Here is a 24,920-nt window from a genome sequence, read left to right on the forward strand (position 1 = left end):
GCGCGTAATAAATTGCCCCCCAACAAGATAACTGACACGTTTTATAACCTATACTAGCAAATAGGTTGAAACCCCCTATGTAACAAATGGAATAATAGTACAGCACCATTTTGAATTTTAACCCCATAATCAAAGTAAAATTTTTGCTATTTATCGTATAATTGTAGCATACTATGTTTTTTATGCTTCATAAGTTTTAGCTTTTTCGTTATAATATGTTATACTTGTAGTGGTCTATAATTTTACATAGCTCTTATGCCCAATTATTTAGATGCTACTTTATCCCCCTCAGGCATAGCTTTCCTAACTAGATTCCCTACTAAGCAAACCTCCAGGCGGTATACATGGTTTTGGGTTTGCTTAAGCAGTAGTTTCTTTGGGTTAGCTTGGTGCTCTGCTTATTTTGGCTGGTTACTAGGAATAGCTATCATTCCTATGCTACTTATTATGGAAACACGCATTGCACACAAGAAGTGTACGGGATTAGGCTATGTTTTCTTAACGTTATTGTTTTGGAATACGTTAACCCTGTGGTGGCTGTATCATGCGGCTCCTTTCGCTTTTCTTTTTACAGCTTTGTATAATGTCTTCTGCCTTTTTGTCCCTTGGCTGCTGTACTACTACTTGCGTAAATGGGGTGGGCTTTATATAGGTTATATGGGCTTACTAACTGCTTGGTTGACGCTAGAATATGCTCATCTTGGCTGGAAATATTGGGAGATTACTTTCCCCTGGTTAAATCTAGGAAATGGGTTAGCGGCCATGGCTCCATGGATTCAGTGGTATGCCTATACGGGCATATTAGGTGGCTCGCTCTGGATCTTAGGTATAAATATCTTACTTTACCATTTACTTTTTAAATCCGCTACAGCCCTTTGGCTAAAAATTACCGCCTGCTGGATACTTTTTCCCATAACAAGCAGCTTACTACTATACTATAGCTATAGCGATAGAGGTATAGCAGTGGAGGTAGTAACCGTGCAACCTAACTTTAATAGCTATACGGAAAAAGTTTGTACGTCTCCTTCCTTTGTACCCTACGCGAAACAAATAGATCGGCTGCTAACGCTTTCTAAAGGAGCCCTCTCACCCGCAACTAGCGTAATAGTTTGGCCTGAATCAGCTATTCATACTTGGCTGAACGAAGCAAGTATACCCTACTATCCTTACATGCAGCCCATATGGCAGTTGCTGCAACAACTACCTACCGTACATATTATAACAGGCGCCAGCTCTTTCTGTGAATATGGCCCAACGAAAACCACCCAAACAGCAAGAAAAATAGGGGAAACATATATTGATCTTTTCAATAGTATACTACATCTTAACAATAATAAAAAAATAGATATATACCATAAAGAAAAGAGATTACCAGGAGCAGAGTATATCCCTTATGCCCATCTTCTCCCAGAACCAGTATTAGTTTGGGTTAAACAAATGTTCGAAGATATTGGGGATATAGATCCTACGCTAGGGAAAGGAAATGGCACTAAGCTTTTTGATATAGCTCCACAAATTAAAGTTGCACCTGTAAATTGCTATGAATCTATTTATGGTGCTTTTGTAGGAGAAGCTACTAAAAAAGGAGCTACCTTACTGGCTATTTTAACGAATGATAATTGGTGGGGGGATACGCCTGTATACCATCAACATTTTCACTATAGCCGCTTATTGGCTATAGCGCACAGAAGAAGCATAGTACGTTCAGCTAATACAGGTGTTTCTGGATTTATCAATCAACGGGGTGATGTCCTAGCTGCAACCAATCGGTTGGAGGCGGCTGCTATGCAGCAACGGCTGTATGCGCATAATACGTTGACTTTTTACACCTTGCATGGCGACTATATTGGCCAAACAGCTGCATGGGCTTGCTTATGCTTGCTGATTACCACATGCATGGCCTGTTGGTATAAAAAGAAAAGCTTACTTAACTTAAGCTGATACAGATTAAATTATATGGCATAGGCCATGTAATCAATACATCAGCAAGGTATAGAAAACAATGCCTTGCATAAGACCAAAATGCCCGCATCAACAAAATACGCTTTCCACTCCTATACATTGCTTCATAAAAAGTTTGCTGCTTTTTGCAAGCTCCTTTAGGTTGTTGCTACAGTAATATAATTTACCTATTTCGAAAACATCCATTTACAGTAGATGCATTTTCTTTGGTTTCTATCCGCTCCACTTGTAGCATTCAGTTACTAGGCTGCATCGGACGCACGAACCATCGATACAAAACTATTTATACTTGCTATTGCTTATACTTAACATTTAACGCCCAAGCCCAATACATATCATTTTCCCTAATAACAGCATCGCATAAATCAGGACGCTGATTAGCAGAAAAATGACTCTTATAAGCAGCAATGATTTTCGCATCAAGATGCCCTTCCTTATCCTTTTTGTCCCGATAATATCCATAGGAATTTAACATACTCAGTAAGGCACCCCGATCAGACTTAGTAGGACAAGGGAACCCCCTGAGCCCATACTTCTTTTTAATCATATCCGGATTCCCTATCTCTTCTGTATCCAACCATGCACCAACCTGATGGTTATGGTATAAAGCACCCCAAGGGAATAAAGGGCCCGGATCAGATTTACGTCCCGGTGCAATATCCGAATGCCCCAATACATGTACAGGATCTATAGTGTATTGGTTCACAATATTATGACTTATTTTCCCAGAAGTATGTATTTGATCCTTATTAAAAGGATAAAAATGTTTGGAGTCTAGCTCTCCCCCCTGATTAACATGTTCAATGCCTAAGGAACATGGGTTTAGATTCACGTCATTTTTCCAATTACTTACTCCTGCATGCCAAGCTCTTTGCTCATCTGGCACAAGCTGAATCAACCTTCCAGCTGGCACCGCTTCCCTCCCGATAGCAACAGCTGCTGCCTCCTCCTGTGTAATAACAAAATGAGCACTTACGCGATTCGAATCTTTATCCTCCGTAAATAGGTGCATTGTATGCCAAAAATCACACACTGTGTAATGCATAATCAAATATTTCACTGCGCTACCCCCTCTACTATCATAATGATTGCGATTGGGTTTATCCACAAATGGTACTACCCTATATCCTTCCACGCCATGTAGCACACAAGGTGATACAACTGTATTGTGCAATTGCTTTAAAAAAGCATCTCCTGCTCTTAAAGCAGAAGCAGGGGATACAGCTTCCATTCCATACCTCCCATTCTCTAAATGACCGCAGTTCATCATAAAAAATAAGAGCCAATTTCTACTTAAAAACTTTAAATGCATGATTTTTATCAACTTATTTTCCAAATTTTAAAAGAAACATGGTACCAAGAAACATAGGCATTGAATTATAGCTATAGGCATACTTTTCCATGCGCCAACTACGTTGGTACATGGTATATATAAAGGACCTATGTTTTCTTATGCGTAATATTAATCCGCAGCTTACCTCTTTTTTGCATATTTTTCTAGTATTATCTTTTTATCATGAAACTGTATAGCCTATACTACAGGCTGTAAAAAGTGTAAAACTGCTATTATCTTATGTAATTTTGAACAAAATGTATAAATATACCCTCTTTTAAAAATGGGTAACGTTACAGCATTGACTACATTTAATTTAACATAGATAAAACTTTCTAAATCAAAGGTGGAAAAAATACAATATTACAAATTAGCTCAGAATATATACATAAAATGTATACATAGTAAATGGTTACGCCAATGTAAACGGCTCAAACACAAAACAGAAAACATGGGACCTGGGCAGCTTTCATTTTAAATTTTGCTTTTCTATTTACGCATACACAAGGTATCCTCAAGCTATTATCCTATTGCTATGGATAGACTGTTCGTAGTGGTGTCCACTTTGGCTCTTTATGGATTTAGAGCTATATTGCAATAAAATTAGAAATACCATACACAATATAGCGGCTCCTTTATCTTTCTTCAAATTTATAGATATAATGCTAATCGATCATACACTATTAGATAAGTTGGCGTATCTTGCTCGCCTTGAAATACGTCCCCATGAACGAGCGTCTATGTTACGTGATTTAAATGAAGTAGTAGCCTGGGTAGAACAATTAAATGAACTGGATGATCTATTATTACAGCAGGATTATAATGCGGAAGTAGGCCCCCCTGTCCTAGCACAAGCGAATGATTTACGTAGAGACGAAGCAGCGCAAGTGCTATCGCATGAAGCAGCGCTAGCACTTGCGCCTGATAAAGATGCAAATTATTTTCGTATCCCTGCTGTTCGGACTTAGTTCCGTACTATTTTTTTACAATGCACCTAGCTAATCGTATGGAAACACAGGAAAACAACAATCTGGAAGCACTGAAGGTATTAAATCTGAGAAGGATATGGTTCCCTACATTATGTGGGTTAGCTATACTAGGCTTTTGGTTTTATAGAGCGGGCAATAAACTAACGCTTGCAACCATTGCCCAGCTAGGACGACCCAATGGGTACTATTTAAGTATGGCATTTTCATCCATTCTATTACGAGAAATAGGCCATATTTGTAGATTACGCTTCCTAAGTAACGCTACTTTAAGCTGGACAAGTTGTTTTTATATTGCCATTCTATGGGAATTTTCCTCTGCTCTAACTCCCTCAGTAGTAGGGGGAGGTATCGTAGCTATCTTTCTTTTTTCTAAGGAAGGACTCCCGCTGGGTAGATCACTTGCCTATGTTATTGTAAATGGGATCATGGATAACTTCTTTTTCCTGCTAGCAGGGATGCCTGCTTTTGGGGGCATGTATAAACCATTGTTTGCTATGGCGGATGAGTTTGATACAGTTGTAAAATCCATTTTCTTTATCAATTACTTCATATTATGTATCTATACCCTGGTTATAACCATGGGCGTTTTCATTAATCCAACGTTGCTAAAATATATTTTACTACGCATAACCAGTATTGGGTTTTTAAAAAAATGGCGCCGGTCTGCTTACCATATTAGCAAAGATATTGTCATTACTTCCCATGAATTTAAGGGAAAAGGTTTCTTTTTTTGGTGTAAAATTCTGTCTTGCACTTTTTTTACCTGGATGGCACGCTACAGTTTCCTAAACTGCCTTATCGCAGCCTATACCAAGGTTTCCTTAAGCCAACATGTAGCTATGTTCGGGAAGCAAGTAATCATGTGGGCGCTCATGCTGATACCTTTTTTACCAGGTGGAAGTGGTATTGCAGAATATTCATTTATACAATTTTTTGAGCCTATCTTAGGTGATTATACCCCCCTAATAGCATTATTGTGGCGTGCTTGTACTTTTTTTCTATACTTACTGCTAGGTATTATTTTTCTACCTAGGTGGATTCATAGGGTACTTGAAAAAAATGCATAGTAAGTTAACGCTACGCAGCAGCTACTTTTGATTAAAAGTATGCCCATTGCCTACTTTAATGAATTAGTGTCTCTTACAAAGGGAGAGATCATTGCGCAAGTGGACAATTTCCCTATAACAGAACTAACCGTAGACAGTAGGTACAAGACCATTACTGATTTCCCGCTCTTTTTTGCTTTGGTAGGCATCAACCATGATGGCCACGCATATATGCCTGAGGCTTACCAAAAAGGGATACGGCAATTCGTAGTAAATCGGGATCATTCCTTCTCTCTACCTGCCAAAGATGTGAATATTCTTCAAGTCCCGCATACCCTTACAGCCTTACAGCAATTAGCTGCTTTCCATCGAACCAAGTTCCCAATAGCTGTATTGGCTATTACCGGTAGCAATGGAAAAACAATAGTAAAAGAATGGATGCATTTACTGCTATCCAGCCAATACAAAACCATTAGCAGCCCACATAGCTATAATTCCCAAGTAGGGGTACCGCTATCCGTAGCTTTACTAGAACCATACCATGCGTATGCTATCTTTGAAGCCGGCATCTCTACCAAAGGGGAAATGACAAAATTAGCCCAAATCATTCAACCTACCCATGGACTCTTTACCAATATGGGCACTGCCCACAGCCAAGGGTTCCAAGATGAACAAGAGAAATTAACAGAAAAAGCAAACTTATTTACCGCTTGCAATAAGGTTTACTATTGCAAGGAACATACCTCCATTCACACCCTCTTACAGCAACGCCATGCTAGTAATCAAACATTGGTTAATTGGTCATTAAAGCAAACAGAAGCTACCTATTCGGTAACCCTAAAACAAGCCTCACAACAGACAACCGTAACGATTCAAGCAGCCCATGGTGCATATGATTTTACGGTTTCATTCCAAGACTACGCCTCCCTAGAAAATCTGATACATTGCCTGGTATATGCATTAGACAATGGTTACAACCCCGCTCAGCTGCAAAGCTTACTCCCTCAATTGAAACCACTCCCTATGCGTCTCACGCTTAAATCAGCTATCCACCGTTGCAAGCTGATAGATGACAGCTATACCAACGATTTAACGAGTCTTAAGTTAGCTTTGGATTTTATGCAATCTTATCATAAAGAAGCCAAACAGACCATTATTCTATCTGATATGCTACAATCCGCCCTATCGGGTCATGCGCTCTATGCAAGCATAGCACATGTAATACAAAGCTATCCTATCTCCCGATTCATAGGTATTGGTACTGCTATAAGCGCGTATAGCACCCTCTTTACCCTACCGGAAAAGTGCTTTTTTAATACAGTAGAAGCTTTTATAGCCCATCAACCAAGCTTTACAGAGGAAGTAATTCTCATAAAAGGGGCACGTCCCTTTCAATTAGAACGCATTGTAAAACGCTTAGAAAACAACAACTATGGTAGTATTCTAGCGATAGATGTACAAGCTATTCGCCACAATATCTGTTACTTCAGAAGTAAATTAAATGCTTCTACTAAAGTTATGGCTATGGTAAAAGCAGCCAATTATGGCAGTAGTAGCAATCACGAGTTAACCTTACTGCTGCAACGTTATGGTTTAGATTATTTAGGCGTAGCCTATGTAGAGGAGGGTATTCGTGCACGTGAGCAGGGCATTACGCTACCCATTATAGTTATGGACCCAGCCAATGACCAATGGGAAAACATACTCCATTACCAATTGGAACCATCTATCTATAGTGTAGACCTTTTAGCTGAACTGATCTGTTTTGTAAAAACAAAAGTCGTTCAACCTACCCTTCCCATTCACCTTAAATTAGAAACAGGTCTGTATCGTTTAGGTATCTCAGCAACCGAACTTAACACCCTCTTAAAGCAATTAAAACAATGTCCTTCCTTACAAGTCGTAAGCCTTTTCAGCCATCTAGCTGCTTCTGGCACAGCAGAGCAGGATGCCTATACCTTACTACAAGCAGAAAGATTTAGACAAATGACACAGTATATAGAAGAAAAACTAGGCACACAACCTTTAAAACATCTTTTAAATAGCAACGGCGCTTTACGATTCCCACAGTTTCAATTTGATATGGTGCGATTGGGTATTGGCCTGCATGGCGTAGGGGTAGCTCCAAGCATACAACCGCATCTTATGCCCAGCAGCACACTGAAAACAACTGTTTCCCAAGTTAAAGAGGTTCCAAAAGGTGCAACTATTGGCTATAACCGCAAAGCGCTAGCCAAGCAAGCCATGACTATTGCTATCATACCCATCGGTTACGCAGATGGGTTAAATAAAATATTTGGAAATGGAAAAGGACACGTCATAATCCAAAACCATTATTGTCCGATTATAGGCGATATATGTATGGACAGATCCATGGTAGATGTAACCAACAAACCAGTAAAAAGAGGGGAAGAGGTAATTATATTTAATGCACAGCATTCTGTAGAGGCTGTAGCACAGCAAATTGGCAGTACTTCCTATGAAATACTTACACAAATAAGCCAAAGGGTGAAACGTATTTATTATATTTAATAGGGGAAATAGCATAATTCAAATATGCTTGTTTAAATTGCTCTTTCTTATTAAAAAAATAGATAGCCAAAAGGTATACTTAAAAAGGACTACAAATTACAAATACTAAACGCATTAAGGATTTAACGAATGCAATAACATTTTTGTATAAAAAAGAAAAATTATGTAATGCGTAACAGCTATTGAATACATGTAGTAAATTAGGTACTTCGTTACAAGTGTAATAAATATTGTATGCGTTTAATTTCCTATAAGGGGATTGAATAATTTACATTTTTATAAAACCACACACTGGGGACTCTTAACGAAGGGTAATTTTTTATTTCAGATAATTTACAAATTGAATGAATTAAAATAATAGGCAGCTACTTATGCATATAAAAAATTGTATGTTAAACTTTTGGTTAGTAGGGTTTAGCTATTTGAACATAGGGTGTAATAAAAATATTCCAACAACTATGTATCAACCAACCCATCCTGGGCCATCCACACACACTTCTGAAGTATGTAAAACCAAGGAAATTCATTCCCCTAATCAACAAGAATATGACTTTGCCGTAGTGTTACGTAGCAGCGATATTATAAATCTTGCTATTATTTTAAAAATAGGGAATGATTTTCAGCTATTCCCTGGTATAAGCGATTTAAAGCCAGATAGTAACCATATAAAGCAAGTAATTTCATTTTTACGTGAAGAGACACATGATATCCCTTGTAGGTTGGTAGGTAGTTATGTAAATAACTTTGGGGAAATGCGTAATAAAAACTTAATCGTCAGCATAGCCTCGAAACTATATCCCTTTCAGAGAGCATATGCCAAGATTATAACGAAAAAAGAACAAGGTAAACATGATGGATGGTTGCCTTTAAGCACACAGCTATGCAGGGGAGAAAGTTTTGAGGATCTCGCCATTATAGGAGATAGCATCCAAGAAAATAACGTATTTGGGAAACCCCATATAACAGCAGCTATTTATAAAGATATGCTGCATGGGCCTAATATAACGCTTATATAGAGAAGAGTTGATCCTAAAAGATCAGTTTTAAATTCTGATGTTATTGCAGATGATTTAAGAGACTTTATTGGAAAATGTTTAAAAACAAAATTAAATGCATATAAAAATGCAAATATGTACTTACAAAATTATTTAAAAAGAAACCATGATCCACAAAACGAAGTTTTTCACCTAGAGAAAAAGAAAAAATGCCCGTTCAGGTGATAGGTTATGTCCTACGCAACCTAAAAAAGATACAAACAGAGGCGGACAACCTGTTCATGCAAGTAGAGCGCATACTACAACGGAAGCAAATGAAGTTATTGATCTACCTATTTCAGACATATGTTTCTGTGGTGATCCTGTAGCGATAGCACCCCGAGCCTTAATCGATTATCATGTGCGCCATGGCCGTTGTAGATAATGTGGCAAACGTTGCACAGCTGCTCTTCCTAAAGGGATTACATCAAGTTACATCAGCTACTTTTGGCCCTAAGGTAAAATCAATGATTGGCGCATTAAAACACATAGGCTATTACTTAACGCAGCAAGCCCAGCAGCAGATTCTATACTATTCCTTATTATTTTATTTTGCTTTTAATGCAGCGGATACCTTGTTCCTTTTCTTTTTTGCGGTTGCAATGGTTTTTTTATTTTTTGATTTATTTATAATGGAATCTAAAGTTGCTTTGGCTTGCGTAAAATTATTTAAACGTATATAATTATCTGCCATTAACAAAAAGGCCTGATCTATATAATTTATATGATGAGGATATTTTTCTATAAGCGCAAATAAGCTATTTAAGGAATCTTGATAGGCTTTTAATGTAAAAGTTGTATGGGCTAATAAATATTGTGCTTCTGCAGCCGCAACAGTATGTAGCGGCATGTTGGCCTTCATAAAATGGCTTTTAGCACTTTTATATTCTGACTGTTGCATAAACACTTTCCCTAAATAAAGATGTGCTTGCTGTATTGTTTCAACAGAAGTTACGTTAGGATTATTGAGCAATTGCCAGCAAGCAGCTAGGGTAGCTTGCTGTTTTTTGAGTACAAAACTGCTTTTCACTATGCCCATTAAGGTCTGTTCATAAGCTTTGGCTGTTGGTTCCATTTTTTGCAGTTTTTGATAATAACCAAGTGCTTCTTGAAATTGCTTACGCTGATACATAATACTAGCTAGTCTCAATCCGGCTTTTATATGCAGCGCATGCTGATTGCTCTCGATTACTTTTTTATAGTAATGAAGCGCTTGACTGATTTTATGTAACCTATAATAGCTTTCAGCCATTAAAAAATAAGCTTCTGGTAGCAGCGTACTATTGGGATAAGATGTATAAAAAACAGTCAGCTGCTGTAAGACTTTATGATAGGCCTGGCCGTAAAATAACTTTTTAATAGCATCCAAAGCATGTGCATCAGAACGGCTGCTTAAGGCGTTGGGTAGCTGTTTATACTTTTGTAAATAATCTGCTTGCCGCGCTTTCCCTTCTGCAGCTGACAGCTGAGATAAAGCCATTAAAGCACTCTCTGTATGGGCATGCGTAGGAAACTTTTCTAAAATAGCGATATAATCAGCAACAGCTTCTTCTTTTTTTTGCAGATTTTCATAAGCCAAGGCACGCTTTATCAACAGGTCCGGTTGTAAGGCAAGCGTTGGCTCTTTTTGTAGGAGAGCACTAAATTTTTGAATAGCTATTTCGTAATGACCTGCATCAAATGCCATACAGGCTTCTTGATAGCAAGCTTTCTCATAATAGTTGGTTGGGGCATGTTGGGTAATGATCTCTTGTAAGCATTGTGTAGCAGCTGTTGTATTACCCATGATTTGATGAATCAATGCCTCTTGATAACGCACATGAGCAGGGTTGTAAGCATATACACGCTCATAGAGCGTTATAGCTTCTTTATAATTTTTATCTACATAATAACAATCCCCTAGCCGCAATAGGGCATCATAATGCATAGAAGCAGCGGGTTGTTCGGGAAGAAGGGCTGCATATTGCTTGAAGGTAGTCATTGCCGCCTTATAGTTACCCGTATTAAAATAGGCATAGGCTAACCCATATAATGTTCTCTCATGATACAATGCGTTCGCACTACCTTGCTGCATGAGCTGGGTGTAAAACTTTAAGGCTTTTGCATACGCTCCCAATCCGGCAAAAGCTTCTGCTATCCAGAAATGTGCTTGTGTAACTAAAGCAGCCTTAAAGGGAAAATGCAAGGATTGCTTTAAATAGGATAGTGCAACGTCCAGCGCTCCTTGGTTATATGCTTCTAGGCCTCGGTAAAAAAGCAGCTTTTGATACAACTTTAAAATCGTTTCATTTTTATAGGGTAGTGTTGCAATGTAATCTAGCGCTTCGGTATATGATTTTGTTTGATAGTAGCTCTTTATCAACATAATTTGAGCACTGATAAGATGCTTGCTGGTTTTATTTTCTTGCGTAAAAGTACCCATAGCTTGGATAACCGCTTGTAAGTCACCCTGCTGATAGTAGAGACCAGCACATTTGATACTAGCTAAATCAGCTAGTTCTATATTAAACTTTTGTTTAGCAGCTTTTTCAAATGCTTCTATAGCCGCTTGTGTGGCATGCGTAGTTTCGTAGATCAGTCCACTATAGTAAGCTGCTATTTGAGCATTATGGTCTGATTGATTTAGTAATGGTTTAAAGTAGGTAAGGGCTTGCGTATATTGTTGCATTGCATAAAACGCATAACCCAACTTAGCAGCAGTTGTTGGATCATAGACTCCATCACGTAAGTAAGCTTGGTAATGGCTAACAGCTGCCTGATATTGTTTGAGAAAGAAATAAGCATCGCCTATCAGCAGCTGCTCTTGCTTCGTAAAAGCTGTAGCTGGCAAATGAGGTATATAGGCCAATAACTTTTCAAAGTTACGTGATTTGTGGTAGATTTCTAATGTTAAGCTTATTGCTTCTGGCAAGTCATTGATATGCTTACTAATAGCTTCTAAAGTAGCAATGGCTTGGTCATACTTCTCTTGCTTAAGCGCTATATAGGCCATGCGTAATTGGGCAGGATAGTAGTACGGATGGGTTTTATTTTTAATCTCAGTAAATTTTTTTTTTGCTTTTGACCAATCTTTGGCTGTTAAGTAAACGTTTCCCAGCTCATAGGGATAGCTTTCTTGCTCAGCAGGAGATAATCTTTTTATATGGATGGTATGGTATAGTAGGAGACACTTTGACAAGGAACCCTGTTTGAAAAAAAACTTAGCCAAACGATAGCGTAAGCTGTCTACGTGTTGGCTATGGGGGTAATGTAGGATAAAGCGCTGGACAAGCAGTTCTGCATCAGGTTCTTGATTTTCTAAAGCGGATACAATCCTATAGTAAGCTGCTTCAGTCTTATTACACTGTTTTCCAGTATTATTTAAATAGGCTTCCCAATACTTTTGTGCGGTGCTATGCTTCTGTTGTTGAGATAATACCATGCCTTTATCAAAAAGCAGCTGTGGAGATGCTATGATGGGGGAAGCCACTGCTAAACTTGCCTGGGATAGGCTGTTTACACATAGCAACACAAGGACAAAACGCTGTAGGAATAGTAACATAACTGTTGTAATGAATGGATAGCTATTTTTTTTAAACGGTAAGCAATCTTATTAGCTTATTACCTTTTACAATTTTAAGCAATTATATGCTTCATTGCGCCCTAATGTATCTCATGCAATAATTTAAAAACTAACAGCTGTAAAATTTGCTGGGTGCTTGGCGCGGGTTCGATACCCTTCAACTGTAAATCAGCCTGATAGATATAGGTTATATTTTGTAGTGTTTGGGGTAGCGTATAGTTTTTTAGTGCATTAAGATAATCTGGCACGAAGTAAGGGGGCACTTCAATTTGCTGTGCTAACATCGTAAGTTCAGTGGCTTTGGTTTCATGCAATACGATTAGTTTGGAGAAGCAATTATACAGCAACGCTACTACTGGCAAGGCCGCATGAGCTTGTATATTTGCGGCACTTTGGCCAACGATTTGACAGCTTTTAGCGTAGTCTTTTTGCATAATAGCCTTTTGTAGGGCAAATATATTAAAAGGTTGGTATAAATCTATATAGGTTTCTACCATTCTATCTGTAATGCTACTGCCTTCGGTAAGGTTAATACCTAACTTATGGAGCTCGTTAGCAATTTTAGTCAAATCATTACCTAGGCAGGTTTGTAGCATCCCAATGGCCTTATCCGTTATCGTGCATCCCATTTTCTTTACGATAGATTGAATAAAAGCAGGAAGCTGTTGCGCATATAGCTTTTGAGCAGTGACTACTACTGTATGATTGGCCAACGCTTTATACAACAAGCTTCGGCCATCTATGGTTTTATATTTGTAAGCAAATAGCAATACAGTAGCAGCTGAAGGACATCGTAGATAATTTAACAGTAGCTTTTGACCATTTGCTTGCTTTAAATCTGACATTTCTTGTGCTTCTTTGACGATAACCACTTGCTTAGCCGTACCAATGGGGGGACGTCTAGCTTGCGTAAGCAGGGCAGCCATGCTACATTCTTTACCATAAAAAATGGTTAAATTAAAGCTTCTTTCAGCTGGTGTTAGTAAGGTATCCGCTACCTGCTTCGTAATGGCATCTATATGGTAGGATTCCTCTCCTTGTAAAAAATAAATAGGGGCATAGCTACCTTGTTGTAATTTCTGCAGAACTGTTTCAGCTGATTGTATCATACATATGTTTAAAACCTAGGTAAACGATGCTAGCTTGCCAGTGGCTTCTAATCGGATAACCTGTTTGTACGTGGATCGCTTCTTTATATACTTGTGCATCTAGATACGTAAATTATCCTTTGTTATACCTCATCTACCTTACAAAATACAAAAATATAATTTGTATACTGCCCCATCAATGTAGGTAAGGTAGCTAATTATTTTTTTTTTTGCATAGCTCCGTAGCAGCTTCACCGCCTCTCAACGTTTTTAAGTTAGCTAGGGTTCTAAGTAATCGTCCCTGAAATATTTATTACACAATAGGTTTATTTTTTGTCTATCTTTTTCTCGTATTCAAATGGAATGCTAGGTTCTATTTCAACTGACCATTATATAGATATAATCGTTCTGAGAGCAATGCTTAGTATATAAAATAATTACAACTGATTATATGTATATAAGGATTATCTACCCATATAAGCACTACTTGTTCATCAGAAACTTTATACATATGACTGATAACACGTATGCCTACAATTAAACGAATAAATAAAGGAGGCTGGCCAGAGCCATAGCTAAAATAGCGGTCTAAATCTGATTCCAAGCATTGCCAAGGAATCCAATCAGCTAACTGGAAAGCTGTGTTTAGGGTTCAAAAAACCAGATAAGCGTTGCTCAAACAACCTATCCCAATTAGGATATATCTTCTTTTCTTTCATCCCTATTTTGTAAGGTTTTTATATACAACAACTCAAAATAGGGTTATTACTTAATCCAAATTAAATCATTTTTATTCTGATAAACAAATAAATAAACAATGATTCAGAGACGACTAAGTAACCTTTTTCTTTTTGGTAAGCCACCTCTCCTGCATCGATAAGCGCTTCTAACAGAATAACGCTTGGTTGTACAAGGAGCTGGTCTTGGCGTTTGGCCCGTGACTTAAAATAGTAGGCCCATTCTGCAAATTTATCTAGGATGCTTTGAAAGTCTTCCTTAAGGAAGGGAGTGGTACCCTCTACAAAGGCAATAGATTGCGTAACATGTTGAATGGCTTTTTCTAAAATAGTTCCCTCCTGGGCTAAGGCGTTTTGAGGGGAAGCAGTAGGCGTTTTGAGGGGAAGCAGTAGGAAGCTCTTCACTGTAGGGCTAACTTTTTTAGTTCATAGGCTTCTTGAGTAGCTTATTTCTGCAAGAAATAAAGATTACGTCCTTTTGTACAATACTGTTTTTTGCCCAAACATTACCCACCAAAAGCAATACGCCAAATCCTATTATGGGCAATAATAGTGTAATAGGATGCCTACTTACCGTTGATTTACAACAGCAAATAGCTACTAGCATACCCCCTACCGTAATAGCTAGCCCTCTTAGGCTCCAATACAACAGAAGTGTCCACAATAGAACCGTTCCATGGGTAAAAAATAAAAAGAAGGGGACTAAAAGTGTTTTGCATAGGTAGCAGCTAAAGAGAAGATGGAACGGGAATCCAACTAATACACTTATAAACCCATATTTGCCTATTGCCCCATCTGGGATTTTGTTAGCAAAATCAGCTACAATCTGTTATAACATACAGAAGCCCTATACAACCATGGATAAGTATAGTATACAAAGCTATAAAACCAAGTACTTTGCATTTATATATTTAAATTGTTTGTAGAACTTTGATACATAATCATTGTTTAGATAGTACACAAATAATGCTATTATACAACATAATGGAACAGCTATAGGAAACATAAGAAACATATGTTAACCTTATGCCTTCAATAGGAAGGGTGTATCAAAATGGTATGACAGGTAGTGTAAGAGAAATGTTTTAATATATACCAACATGTATCTAATTACGAATGCGTGTTGTATTATTGAATGCAGGTTATTTGTTTACCTTGTTAATTTTATTTCCCCTCTACAATACAATAGGACAAGTTAATATAACCTCATTTATAATGCAATGTTAAGGGGAAGCCGCCTTGCATTATACCTTTCTCCATACCCTTTTCATCCCCTGTGTTCCATACCTTGCATTATTCCCTGCTGTCTGCCTTCTTCGATGTATTTTTGTGCAATGGTTATCCTAATCGTAGCTTGTTTCTTCTTTAGATAAATGACTCGAGATGACCCGTTCTAATGCCGCCTGTTTTTCTTCCGGTAACTTAGCATCGCTATACCATACCAAAGCCTTTATACAAATAGAACCTTTTTCTTTATCTACTAAGAGGGCGTGTTGGCAGTGTGTAAATACGTTTTCCCATAATTTGAGCATATCGCGTTTATGGATGTGTTTGAGCAGGTATTCAAACATAGCCAAATGTTTCTTTTGTAAAATGGCATCATCTGGCATACTCTGTAAATCAATGAGCTGATAATCTTCCCCCATTCATTTTGGGGCTTGTTCAGGGTTGCTAAACAATTGCCATATATTTCTGGGTGCATGGTATGGTTTAGAGCCATGGTAAATTACAATAGGACATATTAAAGGTAACCTGTTTTTATTTTTCCTATTGCGTTCGCATAACAAAAGCATGTATTTCCATAAGCGCAATGCCATCCAATGATCTGGTATAACTTGTGCTTCAATTAATACATAGACAAAAGCTTTTTCCCGATTTTTGGTTTTAACAGCATAGAGGAGATCGGTTAGTTTTCTTTTAAGATCATCTTCAACAAAAGACTCTTTTTCTATGGTGATTTGACTTAAATCTAAATCAACAAGCGCTTTGAAGTCAGCTGGTAAATAGTGTTCTAGGAATTCCTGTGCAGCTAGTTGATCCGTTAAGATCTTTTTGATTAAAGCATCCTATTTTAGATGGCTGGTCATACTGTCTTATGGTTGAAACGCAAACAGAGCATAAACTGTATCCTTGAAAAACTAGCTTGGTATGTAATTACTTGCAGCTAACTTAATCTTACATACAAAAGTATCATTACCAAATGAATGCTATTGTTTATTTATAAGCAATGCTTCCTCAGCTGCCTGCTTCAAAAGAATAGCCATACCTGGTTCTCCATAGCGCTGGGCCAGCTCCACATCGATGGTTAAGCTTTCTTTGGCCATGGCTTGTACAACGGCAGGATCTTTGTAACCGGAAGCATGTTTTAAATCGTATAGCCGCTCTGCCAGCTTCACATAGAGTACAGAAATATGCTCTTTTTGCAAGGATTCCTTCAAGCGGTTGGCAATAGCCAGCAGCGATTCCTCTAAACGCTCCCGGCTGTCTATAGCGATTACATTCTCTACAAAACAGTACACCCCCATATTATAATTACCTTTGATATAGGAAAGCGGCAGTCTGGTATAGCGGACCAAATCATACAGCAGCGTCGCATAAACCAGTTTAGCATGGCCATCTGTCCAGGCAGCTACCCACTCGGCAATCCCTACGGCACGTACATAAAAAAGCTGCCCCGATGCATGCCGTTTAAATCCATAGCAGCGCCGCAGTAAGAGCAGTATTTCTGCAATAAGGAAAGGATCTATACTTTCAAAGGAAGGAATCCAATCATGAAATGCTGATAATTTTGCTAACGATACGGTTTTTTCATGGGGCGTAATAGAGGCTTCCTCCTGCGTACCCGCTTCTCTTGGTAAGGAAAGCCCTAACATTTCCTCTCTTACTTGGGTCACATCCAGTGGGAGTAGGCAGACCAACTGTTCTGCATGGGGCAACAACAGAAGCCCATAGTGCGCATGCACAATCGATGCTAAATTTTTTTTGCGTAGGTTTACCTTGTGCTGGGATACAAAAGGATCCACTGGTTGGGTAGTCGCAGGGCTTTCCACGTCATATACTGCTTGTAGGGTAGGCAGGGGGATCTGTTTATTTTCTGTATGTACTACCAACGCCAATGCAGGGAAAGTAATACAATCAGGGGATTCTTTTTCTTCAAGCGGTTCTCTTTTTTTGTAGCGCAGTTGGGTAGACTGCAGCTGTAGCGTAATAGGGGCGCGCGGAGAAACGCTGGATTGCCTTACATAGCTAAAGGCCAGAAACAAAAGCCGTACCAACTGCTCCCTATCGCCTAGCATCGTAGCGGGCATATTTACGAATTCCTCTACCCATAAACCAGGTAAGTAGCCTTTTTCTTTTTGGTAGGCTACCTCACCTGCATCGATAAGCGCTTCTAACAGGATAATGCTTGGTTGTAAAAGAAGCTGGTCTTGGCGTTTGGCTCGTGATCTAAAATAGTAGGCCCATTCTGCAAATTTATCTAGGATGCTTTGGAAGTCTTCCTTGAGGAAGGGGGTAGTACTGTTTACAAAGGCAATAGATTGCGTAACATTTTGGATGGCTTTTTCTAAAATAGTTCCCTCCTGAGCTAAGGCGTTTTGGGGGGAAGAAGCAGTAGGGAGCTCTTCACTGTAGGCTAACTTTTTTAGTTCGTAGGATGCTTTGTATTCGTTCTGCTGCAGGAAATAAGTTACCCGCTCTTGCTGCATCCTATTTTGGTACTTGAAGTACACAATCCCTATTAAGAGACATAAGCCAGCTATTAACACGGGCAGTAACTCCGTAGAAGCAGGCCATAGTATGGTTGATTTGCAGCAACAAATAACCATTATGATGCCCATCGTAACAAGCACGCCCCGTAGACTCCAGTAGAGCGGTAATGCCCATAGTAGAACCGCCCCATGGATAAAAAATAAAAGGAAGGGGAATAAGAGTGCTTTGCAAAGACAGCAATTAAGAAGAAGGTGGAGGGGGAGCGCAATTAACAAACTAAAAAACCAACAGCTGCCTACTACCCAATCTGAGATTTTGTTAGTAAAGAAAGCTACATAGCCTATATACACAGCCCCTAGCATACAAAAAGGAAGACATTTCCAAAAATCTTTTGCTTGCCCATTATAGTAATAATTGCTAACTAAGCTAACTATAACCAGATAAATCCCTACTAATACAACTGTAATGGCATTGGGCTTGAGCTTTGTTAAATTTTCTTTTGTAAAAAAAGCAGCTCGTTCTCTTTTATTACGTCGCTTCATTCTTTCCTTCTCTTGCTGCACTTGTTGGTACGTCTTATCAGGAGGCACCCAGCCGGTTCCTGCGGGTTGCGGCAATAGGTAGTGGGCGGCTAGCATAGCTAAGCCGTTGGCTAGCATACAAAAGAATGAGCCATTGATAACCATTGGTTGTACCCATTTGTTCCATGTTAAAATGGAAAATGCACCTACAATCATCCCAATTAAAGCTGTATAAGAACTACTTCTAAAACCAAAAATAGCTAGAATGTAAGGAGCTGTTATAATTGGAACAGAAAAATCAAAAACTTTCAACAATAATTTTAATAAATCATTACAGTGCCATGCTACAACCATGGAAATTAATCCAACTATTAAGGCAATTAACCGGATAAATAGAAGTGGGTGAGCGATTTTTTTTTGTAAAAAAGTTTTTACAATAGGAGTAATAAATCTAGCTAATCTAAAACGATGCACATAAGGAAATCTGATATTTTCTAACGTCCCTATAATATCATGGCTAACCATAACAGAACAGGTATTCAAGTAAGAATCAGCTGTAGACATAGTCATAGCTAATAAACTAATAGAAATAAACCCCTTAAAAAACGAAGGAATTGTACCCATTATATAGTTCCATACTTTGTCTTGAGGGAGTTCCGGTGCTATTATAAAAACAAATAACCCAATAAGTATAATACATCCTACTATAAGGGTACCAAAAATACTAGCGTACAAAAATACTCTGTTTGCTTGGATAGGGTTAGTAGACATGTATACCCTTTGTATAGTTACAGCTTGTATATTAGCTACTAGGTTAGATAAAATTAGGCATAACATTCCTATGAGCTTCAAATCGTAATGGTATACGTTTTTAAATTGAAATTTTTGTTGAGCTTGTAAGAAAGAGATTATTTCTGTAGAGGTAATATCTATCTTTGCAAAGATAGATCCAGCAAGTAACGGAATAACAAGAGTAAAAGTTATAAGTTGTAATACGTCTGTAAAAGTAACCGCACGAATCCCTCCAAAAGTAGAGTATATAATAAGGATTACAGAAGAAAGAATAATAATAGACTGAGGATTAGCTACATTTATACACATACGAATAGCCATAGACATAGCAGTAATTTGCCCAGCGAGTGCAGCAATAGCACTACAAATACTAGCAAAAGCAGTAATAACCTTTGGATATTTGCCATAAACACTTCCTATAGACTCCGCTATAGAAAAATGATGCATAAACGGCCCCATACGCAACGTTAACTTACTGATAAGCCAAATATTCAAACAAGCAAGTAACCATATACCTATCCAGTATAAACCACCGCTATGGACCGATTCTACCGTACGTATCAATGTTCCTCCACCAAACCTGGTAGCCAAAACTGTTGCCACCAACGTAGCCGTAGCAAATTGCTTATTGCCTACTGCATATTCCCGAAAAGTCTTTACTTTCCTACTGTAATACAAACCTACTACTAAGGTCAATAGCAGAAACCCTATTACCATTACAAGGGGTAAATTATTGAATAGTGTCATTGTGAATAATAAAAAATTAGTTTCATACAGCTATAGCCTATGATACAACAACTATAGTTTAACCACAGCTAAGTATACAATATATAATGCTATAAAACCAAGGACTTTACATTTATGTATTAGAATTGTTTGTATAACTTAGCTACCTAATCATTATTTAGATAGCATACCGGTAATTCTATTATACAAAATGAAACAGCTATAGGAAACATAGGTTAACCTTATGCCTTAGTTAGGAAAGTAGCATCAAAATGGTATGATAGGTAGTGTAAGAAAAATGTCAATCAACCTTTATCTAATTTCGAATGCGTGTTGCATTATTAAATGATTCAATGCAGGTTATTTGTTTAGCTTATTAGTGTTTTCTTACTATAAAAGAGGTAAGTTAATATAACCTCATTACAATGCAGTGTTAAAGGGGATTCTCGTTCTTACTAGAATGAATTATTGTGAAGCATTGGTAATGTAGCCCAGCTAAAGAAAAGGTATAATGTATATATAAAAATTTCCTTACGGTATAGCTGATGCCATCAATACAATAGAAGGGGTGATCCCGCTGGGATTCGAACCCAGGACCCTCTCCTTAAAAGGGAGATGCTCTACCTGCTGAGCTACGAGATCAAAAATAAACAGATAGCTTAAGTTTATACAATTTATAAAATAAAAAAAAACCTTACAAGCTTTTTTCTGTTTTGAAATTTTCAATTTCGGGCGAAATTTAATTTCTTTTTTAGGGCATTCGTTTCTTTTTTATAGTGCTGCACCCATTGCGTAATGTTACAATGGGGAAGGTACATAAATGTACATTTTATATACTTTCTCCTGATTGCAGCTTTTGCGCATGATCTGCCACACGCAATGCTTCAATCATCTCTAATATGGAGCCATCTAACAAAGCAGCTAAATTGTGATCGGTATAGCCAATGCGGTGATCTGTTGCACGACCTTGGGGGAAATTATAGGTTCTAATTTTATCTCCTCGATCGCCACGTTTTACCATAGACTTTCGCTCCATACTGGTAGCAGCTTGTTGTTTTTCCACTTCCCTATCATACAGCCTTGAGCGCAGCACTTTCAAGGCTTTTTCATAATTTTTAATCTGTGATTTTCCATCCTGACAGGAGACCACCAATCCAGTAGGTATATGGGTCAACCGCACAGCTGAATAGGTTGTATTCACAGACTGACCACCAGGCCCAGAGGAACAAAAGGTATCTTTGCGTACATCATTTAAATCTAAATTGACCTCCACCTCACCCATTTCTGGCAATACTACTACACTAGCTGCTGAGGTATGTATACGTCCTTGTGCTTCTGTAGCAGGCACACGCTGCACACGATGCACACCAGATTCATATTTCATAAGTCCATATACGTCTTTACCACTAATGGTAGAGACAATTTCTTTCCATCCTCCAGCAGTACCTTCTAAGGTATAGATAAGCGAAAGTTCCCATTTCATCTTTTCCGCAAACCGCTTATACATCCGAAACAAATCTCCTGTAAAAATAGCTGCTTCATCTCCTCCAATACCTGCTCGAATCTCTAAAACAATATTATGGCTATCATTGGGATCACTCGGGATCAATGCATCACGTAACTGCTTCTCTAATACAATCTTTTTATCCAACGCAAGCGCAAGTTCCTGCTTAGCTATTTCACGAAAGGCTTCGTCTTTTTCAAGGTGTAGTATCTCCTTGGCTTCTTTTATATTGCTTAAAACAGATTCGTACCTACTGTATAAAGCAACAATTTTCGAGAGCTTACTATATTCCTTATTAAGGGCAGCATATGCCTTGATATCGTTGACACGATCTGGTTGATAAATAGCTGATTCTATCTCATGAAAACGTTCCTTTATGGCTTTTAACTTTTCTATCATATATGAACGGCCTCCTTATATTAGCTTACTAGTAGTTTGGGATTTTAGATACAATTATCCATTCATGTTTACAATGGTATAATGTCTTCCTATATCCTGCGTAAAGTTAAGATTTTAAAAAATGCATTTCGAGAGAATGGCATTAAAAAATAAGAAGTGTTTTGTAGGCTATTTCCATTCTGTGCAATCATAGGAAGTTGACATGCCTCTCTTAAGCATCAATCAATAGAGAAGTGATTACCCTATACACCATTATAGCAGTGGTTTATCTTAAGCGGAGCAGCAGCGTAAAGAGGCCGAGCAGCGTAGTACAGCCCACGCTACAAAACCTTACGTTACGCAACTTTTTGTACAACCGCCTCAAAAGCAGCGGGGTGATTCATAGCTAGATCTGCTAATACTTTCCTATTTAACTGTATATTTGCAAGCTTAAGTTTTCCCATAAATTGGGCATAAGAAATACCATGCAGGCGTGCAGCCGCATTAATTCGCTGTATCCATAGGGCACGTATGGTTCTCTTCTTTGTTTTACGATCTCTATAGGCATACAAAAGACCTTTCTCTACTGCATTTTTAGCAACCGTCCAGACATTTTTTCTTTTGCCCCAATAGCCTTTTGCTAAGCGTAAAATGCGTTTTTTTCTTGCTTTAGATGCTACCGCATTAACTGATCTTGGCATGACATGCTTCCTTTTATTATGTTTTAATACTGCTTGGATCTTTTGTTAATAACCCTGCTCTAAATAAACAGGCTATATACCCTTTCAGATCCATTTCCTATGATTACAATTACGGTAGCCCAGCTAGATAGCTAATAACTTTTGGATCATTGGCACATTGGTTGGGTGTACCAATGTCTTATGCGTAAGATGCCTTTTACGCTTGGTACTTTTAATTCCCTTAGCCAAACAATGGTTTTTAAAAGCATATTTGCGCTTTATTTTACCGCTACCCGTTATCTGGAATCTTTTCGTAGCACCGCTATGTGTTTTAACTTTTGGCATATCCGTTATTTGAGCAACTAAACCACTTTTCCTCCCCTCTTTTTCTTCCCTCTCCTCCTCTTTTTTCTACACTTCTTCTTTCATTGCTTTCCCCCTTTTTTATCCTTCCCCTTTTTTATCCTTCCCCTCTTTTATCCTTCCCCTCTTTAATCTTCCCCCCCTTTGTGGTAGCTTTTTTTTTTAAAGTTATAAAAAAGTTCTTATTTCTAATAGCTTTCCCTATGATTTTAAAGGAGCTATCATCATGCTCATCCTTTTCCCCTCCAATTTAGGAGATTGTTCCATTTTACCGTAATTTTCCAAGCCTTGAAAGAAACGCAATAAAATAGATTCTCCCCTTTCCTTAAAAATAATCTGTCTTCCTATAAATTTTACACAAACCTTAACTTTAGCACCCGTTCCCAAGAAGTTAATAGCATGTCTCAATTTAAAGTCAAAATCATGGTCACTGGTATTAGGACCAAAACGAATTTCTTTTACAATAACTTTATGTGTATTTCCCTTAATTTCTTTATGTTTCTTTTTTTGTAGGTATTTAAACTTAGCATAGTCCATCACCTTACAAACAGGGTAGCCATCTGATTTAGAAATCTCCACTAAGTCTAACGCTAAATCCTCCGCAATAGCCAAAGCCTCCCCAATAGAGTAAACACCTACTCTTACATTTTCTCCAACCAAACGTACCGTTGGTGCCATGATACGCTCGTTAACATTATGCATTTCTCTCATTAACTTCTCTAATGACCGATTAAAAGAAATTACTACCTTTGTCCTTCTACGTCTAAAGTCCTTCCCCTTTCTTCTGTATTACGCCAGTATGTCCCAACTTTACTGACCGCAATATTAAAAACAAACCTATCAACATCCAAGGTAAGCTAAGCAATTGCCCCATATTAAGCCACATGGTTTGCTCAAAAGCAACTTGGTACTCTTTATAAAACTCGTGAAAAAAACGGAATAAAGGAATAATTAACATAAAAGTTCCAAACATACAGCCTCGCGCAATCACTTGTCTTTTTGTATACCACCAAATAAATGATAGAATAAAAATACAGAAACAGGATAAAGCTTCATAAAGCTGCGTAGGATGCCTAAGAATCCCCGATGTATGGACAACCACTTGATAGTTTACATTAGGCTTCCGTTGTATTAGCTCATAGGAGAGCGCTGTTTCATACGGCTCATAAATCATAGGTTGATCCACATAGGATAACCGCACCAAATCTTTTTTTAGTTTTTGTAGCAATCTTGTAATAACTTCCTCATCTTGAACCTCTTCTTTAAAAGATAGCGTCAATCGTAAAGGCTGGTAATGTTTCTTTATAGGCAATGCACAAGTGGTTTCTTTCTGAAAATCCATAGTTTGAATAACAGCAGCATAACGGGCAGACAGTTCTTCACGTACTTCCCTAGCAAAGACTACCCCATAATTTTTCTGGGTAGGTTTTCCAATAATTTCAGAATTCATAAAATTCCCTATGCGAATACAAGCGCCACCCAAAGCAAATAAAATGACGAGGTGGTCTAAAATCCATAAAAACTCATGGGCAGGTCTTCGACTGATCAAGCGAATCCGAGGTGGTACAAGCGCAATAGATATCCGCTTTATATAGAAAAAAATAGCTACTACAATACCTATTGCCGCACCATGGCTGGCCAAACCAGAAAATCCAACAATCTGAAACTCAGGAGAAAAAACAATAGGAGAAAATATGGCTACTAAATTGTGCTTATACGTAGACCAATCATAAAAAATAACATGACCCAACCGTGCACCTGCCATAACCCCTATGGCAATGTATGTCGTTAACCGTTCGGCTTCTTCCCTTGCTTTACCTGCTTTAGCAAACATATAGTGCCAAAAAGGTAAAGCAATCATAAAAGCAGCCGTAAAACATATACCGTACCAGCGAAGCATAAAAAACCCCTTCTGGAAAAGAATAGGATTTACATCCCATACCATAGTCATAGCAGTTGGCA

At 38.1% G+C, this 24,920-nt stretch carries 16 protein-coding genes, 1 tRNA gene and 2 pseudogenes; 6 read left to right on the forward strand and 13 right to left on the reverse strand.

Annotated elements, in window-relative coordinates; genetic code table 11:
* Nucleotides 1-255: 255 nt before the first annotated feature.
* Nucleotides 256-1,941: an apolipoprotein N-acyltransferase gene (lnt, locus tag DK880_RS02475; protein WP_109997245.1), complete on the forward strand. Its 1,686-nt coding sequence runs from the start codon at nucleotides 256-258 to the stop codon at nucleotides 1,939-1,941.
* Between the two features lie 313 nt (nucleotides 1,942-2,254).
* On the opposite strand, the gene DK880_RS02480 is transcribed toward lnt, so the two are convergent.
* Nucleotides 2,255-3,274 (reverse strand): N-acetylmuramoyl-L-alanine amidase, encoded by a 1,020-nt coding sequence (locus DK880_RS02480; RefSeq protein WP_162534129.1) that lies wholly within the window; start codon nucleotides 3,272-3,274, stop codon nucleotides 2,255-2,257.
* Nucleotides 3,275-3,870: 596 nt separating this feature from the next.
* Between DK880_RS02480 and gatC the strand changes: the two genes are divergently transcribed.
* The 4 genes from gatC to DK880_RS02500 all read left to right on the forward strand — a co-directional run bounded on the left by gatC (nucleotide 3,871) and on the right by DK880_RS02500 (nucleotide 8,878).
* On the forward strand, nucleotides 3,871-4,263 hold the full coding sequence (gatC, locus tag DK880_RS02485) for an Asp-tRNA(Asn)/Glu-tRNA(Gln) amidotransferase subunit GatC (protein ID WP_109997247.1): 393 nt from the start codon (nucleotides 3,871-3,873) through the stop codon (nucleotides 4,261-4,263).
* 38 nt (nucleotides 4,264-4,301) lie between these two features.
* Nucleotides 4,302-5,351: a lysylphosphatidylglycerol synthase transmembrane domain-containing protein gene (locus DK880_RS02490; RefSeq protein WP_204082239.1), complete on the forward strand. Its 1,050-nt coding sequence runs from the start codon at nucleotides 4,302-4,304 to the stop codon at nucleotides 5,349-5,351.
* Between the two features lie 27 nt (nucleotides 5,352-5,378).
* Nucleotides 5,379-7,862, forward strand: coding sequence for a bifunctional UDP-N-acetylmuramoyl-tripeptide:D-alanyl-D-alanine ligase/alanine racemase (locus DK880_RS02495; RefSeq protein ID WP_162534130.1), 2,484 nt, complete (start codon nucleotides 5,379-5,381; stop codon nucleotides 7,860-7,862).
* A gap of 389 nt (nucleotides 7,863-8,251) precedes the next feature.
* Nucleotides 8,252-8,878, forward strand: a complete 627-nt coding sequence (locus DK880_RS02500) for a hypothetical protein (protein ID WP_204082240.1) — start codon at nucleotides 8,252-8,254, stop codon at nucleotides 8,876-8,878.
* Between the two features lie 565 nt (nucleotides 8,879-9,443).
* On the opposite strand, the gene DK880_RS02505 is transcribed toward DK880_RS02500, so the two are convergent.
* The 4 genes and pseudogenes from DK880_RS02505 to DK880_RS02515 all read right to left on the reverse strand — a co-directional run bounded on the left by DK880_RS02505 (nucleotide 9,444) and on the right by DK880_RS02515 (nucleotide 14,688).
* Nucleotides 9,444-12,437 (reverse strand): tetratricopeptide repeat protein, encoded by a 2,994-nt coding sequence (locus DK880_RS02505; protein ID WP_109997251.1) that lies wholly within the window; start codon nucleotides 12,435-12,437, stop codon nucleotides 9,444-9,446.
* A 101-nt stretch (nucleotides 12,438-12,538) separates the two neighbouring features.
* Entirely contained in the window at nucleotides 12,539-13,567 is a 1,029-nt protein-coding gene (gene holA, locus DK880_RS02510; protein ID WP_109997252.1) for a DNA polymerase III subunit delta, read from the reverse strand.
* A 436-nt stretch (nucleotides 13,568-14,003) separates the two neighbouring features.
* Nucleotides 14,004-14,265, reverse strand: a pseudogene (locus tag DK880_RS05545) (transposase); the annotation flags it as partial.
* A gap of 60 nt (nucleotides 14,266-14,325) precedes the next feature.
* Nucleotides 14,326-14,688 carry a hypothetical protein gene (locus tag DK880_RS02515; protein ID WP_109997253.1) on the reverse strand — a complete coding sequence of 121 codons (363 nt, stop codon included), beginning with the start codon at nucleotides 14,686-14,688 and terminating at the stop codon, nucleotides 14,326-14,328.
* A 134-nt stretch (nucleotides 14,689-14,822) separates the two neighbouring features.
* Between DK880_RS02515 and DK880_RS05190 the strand changes: the two genes are divergently transcribed.
* Nucleotides 14,823-15,008: a hypothetical protein gene (locus DK880_RS05190; RefSeq protein WP_162534132.1), complete on the forward strand. Its 186-nt coding sequence runs from the start codon at nucleotides 14,823-14,825 to the stop codon at nucleotides 15,006-15,008.
* Between the two features lie 618 nt (nucleotides 15,009-15,626).
* Here the strand turns inward: DK880_RS05190 and DK880_RS05550 are convergent.
* The 8 genes and pseudogenes from DK880_RS05550 to DK880_RS02560 form a co-directional block, all read right to left on the reverse strand.
* Nucleotides 15,627-16,340 (reverse strand): annotated as a pseudogene (locus tag DK880_RS05550) (Rpn family recombination-promoting nuclease/putative transposase).
* Between the two features lie 150 nt (nucleotides 16,341-16,490).
* Nucleotides 16,491-20,054 (reverse strand): sodium:solute symporter family transporter, encoded by a 3,564-nt coding sequence (locus DK880_RS02530; protein WP_109997255.1) that lies wholly within the window; start codon nucleotides 20,052-20,054, stop codon nucleotides 16,491-16,493.
* 548 nt (nucleotides 20,055-20,602) lie between these two features.
* Nucleotides 20,603-20,675 (reverse strand) — tRNA-Lys (locus DK880_RS02535).
* 187 nt (nucleotides 20,676-20,862) lie between these two features.
* Entirely contained in the window at nucleotides 20,863-21,936 is a 1,074-nt protein-coding gene (gene prfA / locus DK880_RS02540) for a peptide chain release factor 1 (protein ID WP_109997256.1), read from the reverse strand.
* Between the two features lie 335 nt (nucleotides 21,937-22,271).
* Entirely contained in the window at nucleotides 22,272-22,616 is a 345-nt protein-coding gene (rplT, locus tag DK880_RS02545; protein WP_109997257.1) for a 50S ribosomal protein L20, read from the reverse strand.
* 123 nt (nucleotides 22,617-22,739) lie between these two features.
* Complete coding sequence (gene rpmI, locus DK880_RS02550) at nucleotides 22,740-22,940, reverse strand: 50S ribosomal protein L35 (RefSeq protein ID WP_109997258.1); 201 nt, start codon at nucleotides 22,938-22,940, stop codon at nucleotides 22,740-22,742.
* A gap of 219 nt (nucleotides 22,941-23,159) precedes the next feature.
* On the reverse strand, nucleotides 23,160-23,669 hold the full coding sequence (gene infC / locus DK880_RS02555; protein WP_109997259.1) for a translation initiation factor IF-3: 510 nt from the start codon (nucleotides 23,667-23,669) through the stop codon (nucleotides 23,160-23,162).
* Between the two features lie 52 nt (nucleotides 23,670-23,721).
* On the reverse strand, nucleotides 23,722-24,909 hold the full coding sequence (locus DK880_RS02560; protein WP_162534133.1) for a prolipoprotein diacylglyceryl transferase: 1,188 nt from the start codon (nucleotides 24,907-24,909) through the stop codon (nucleotides 23,722-23,724).
* Nucleotides 24,910-24,920 lie beyond the last annotated feature (11 nt).

The organism is Candidatus Cardinium hertigii, assembly GCF_003176915.1.
Taxonomy (GTDB): domain Bacteria; phylum Bacteroidota; class Bacteroidia; order Cytophagales; family Amoebophilaceae; genus Cardinium; species Cardinium hertigii_A.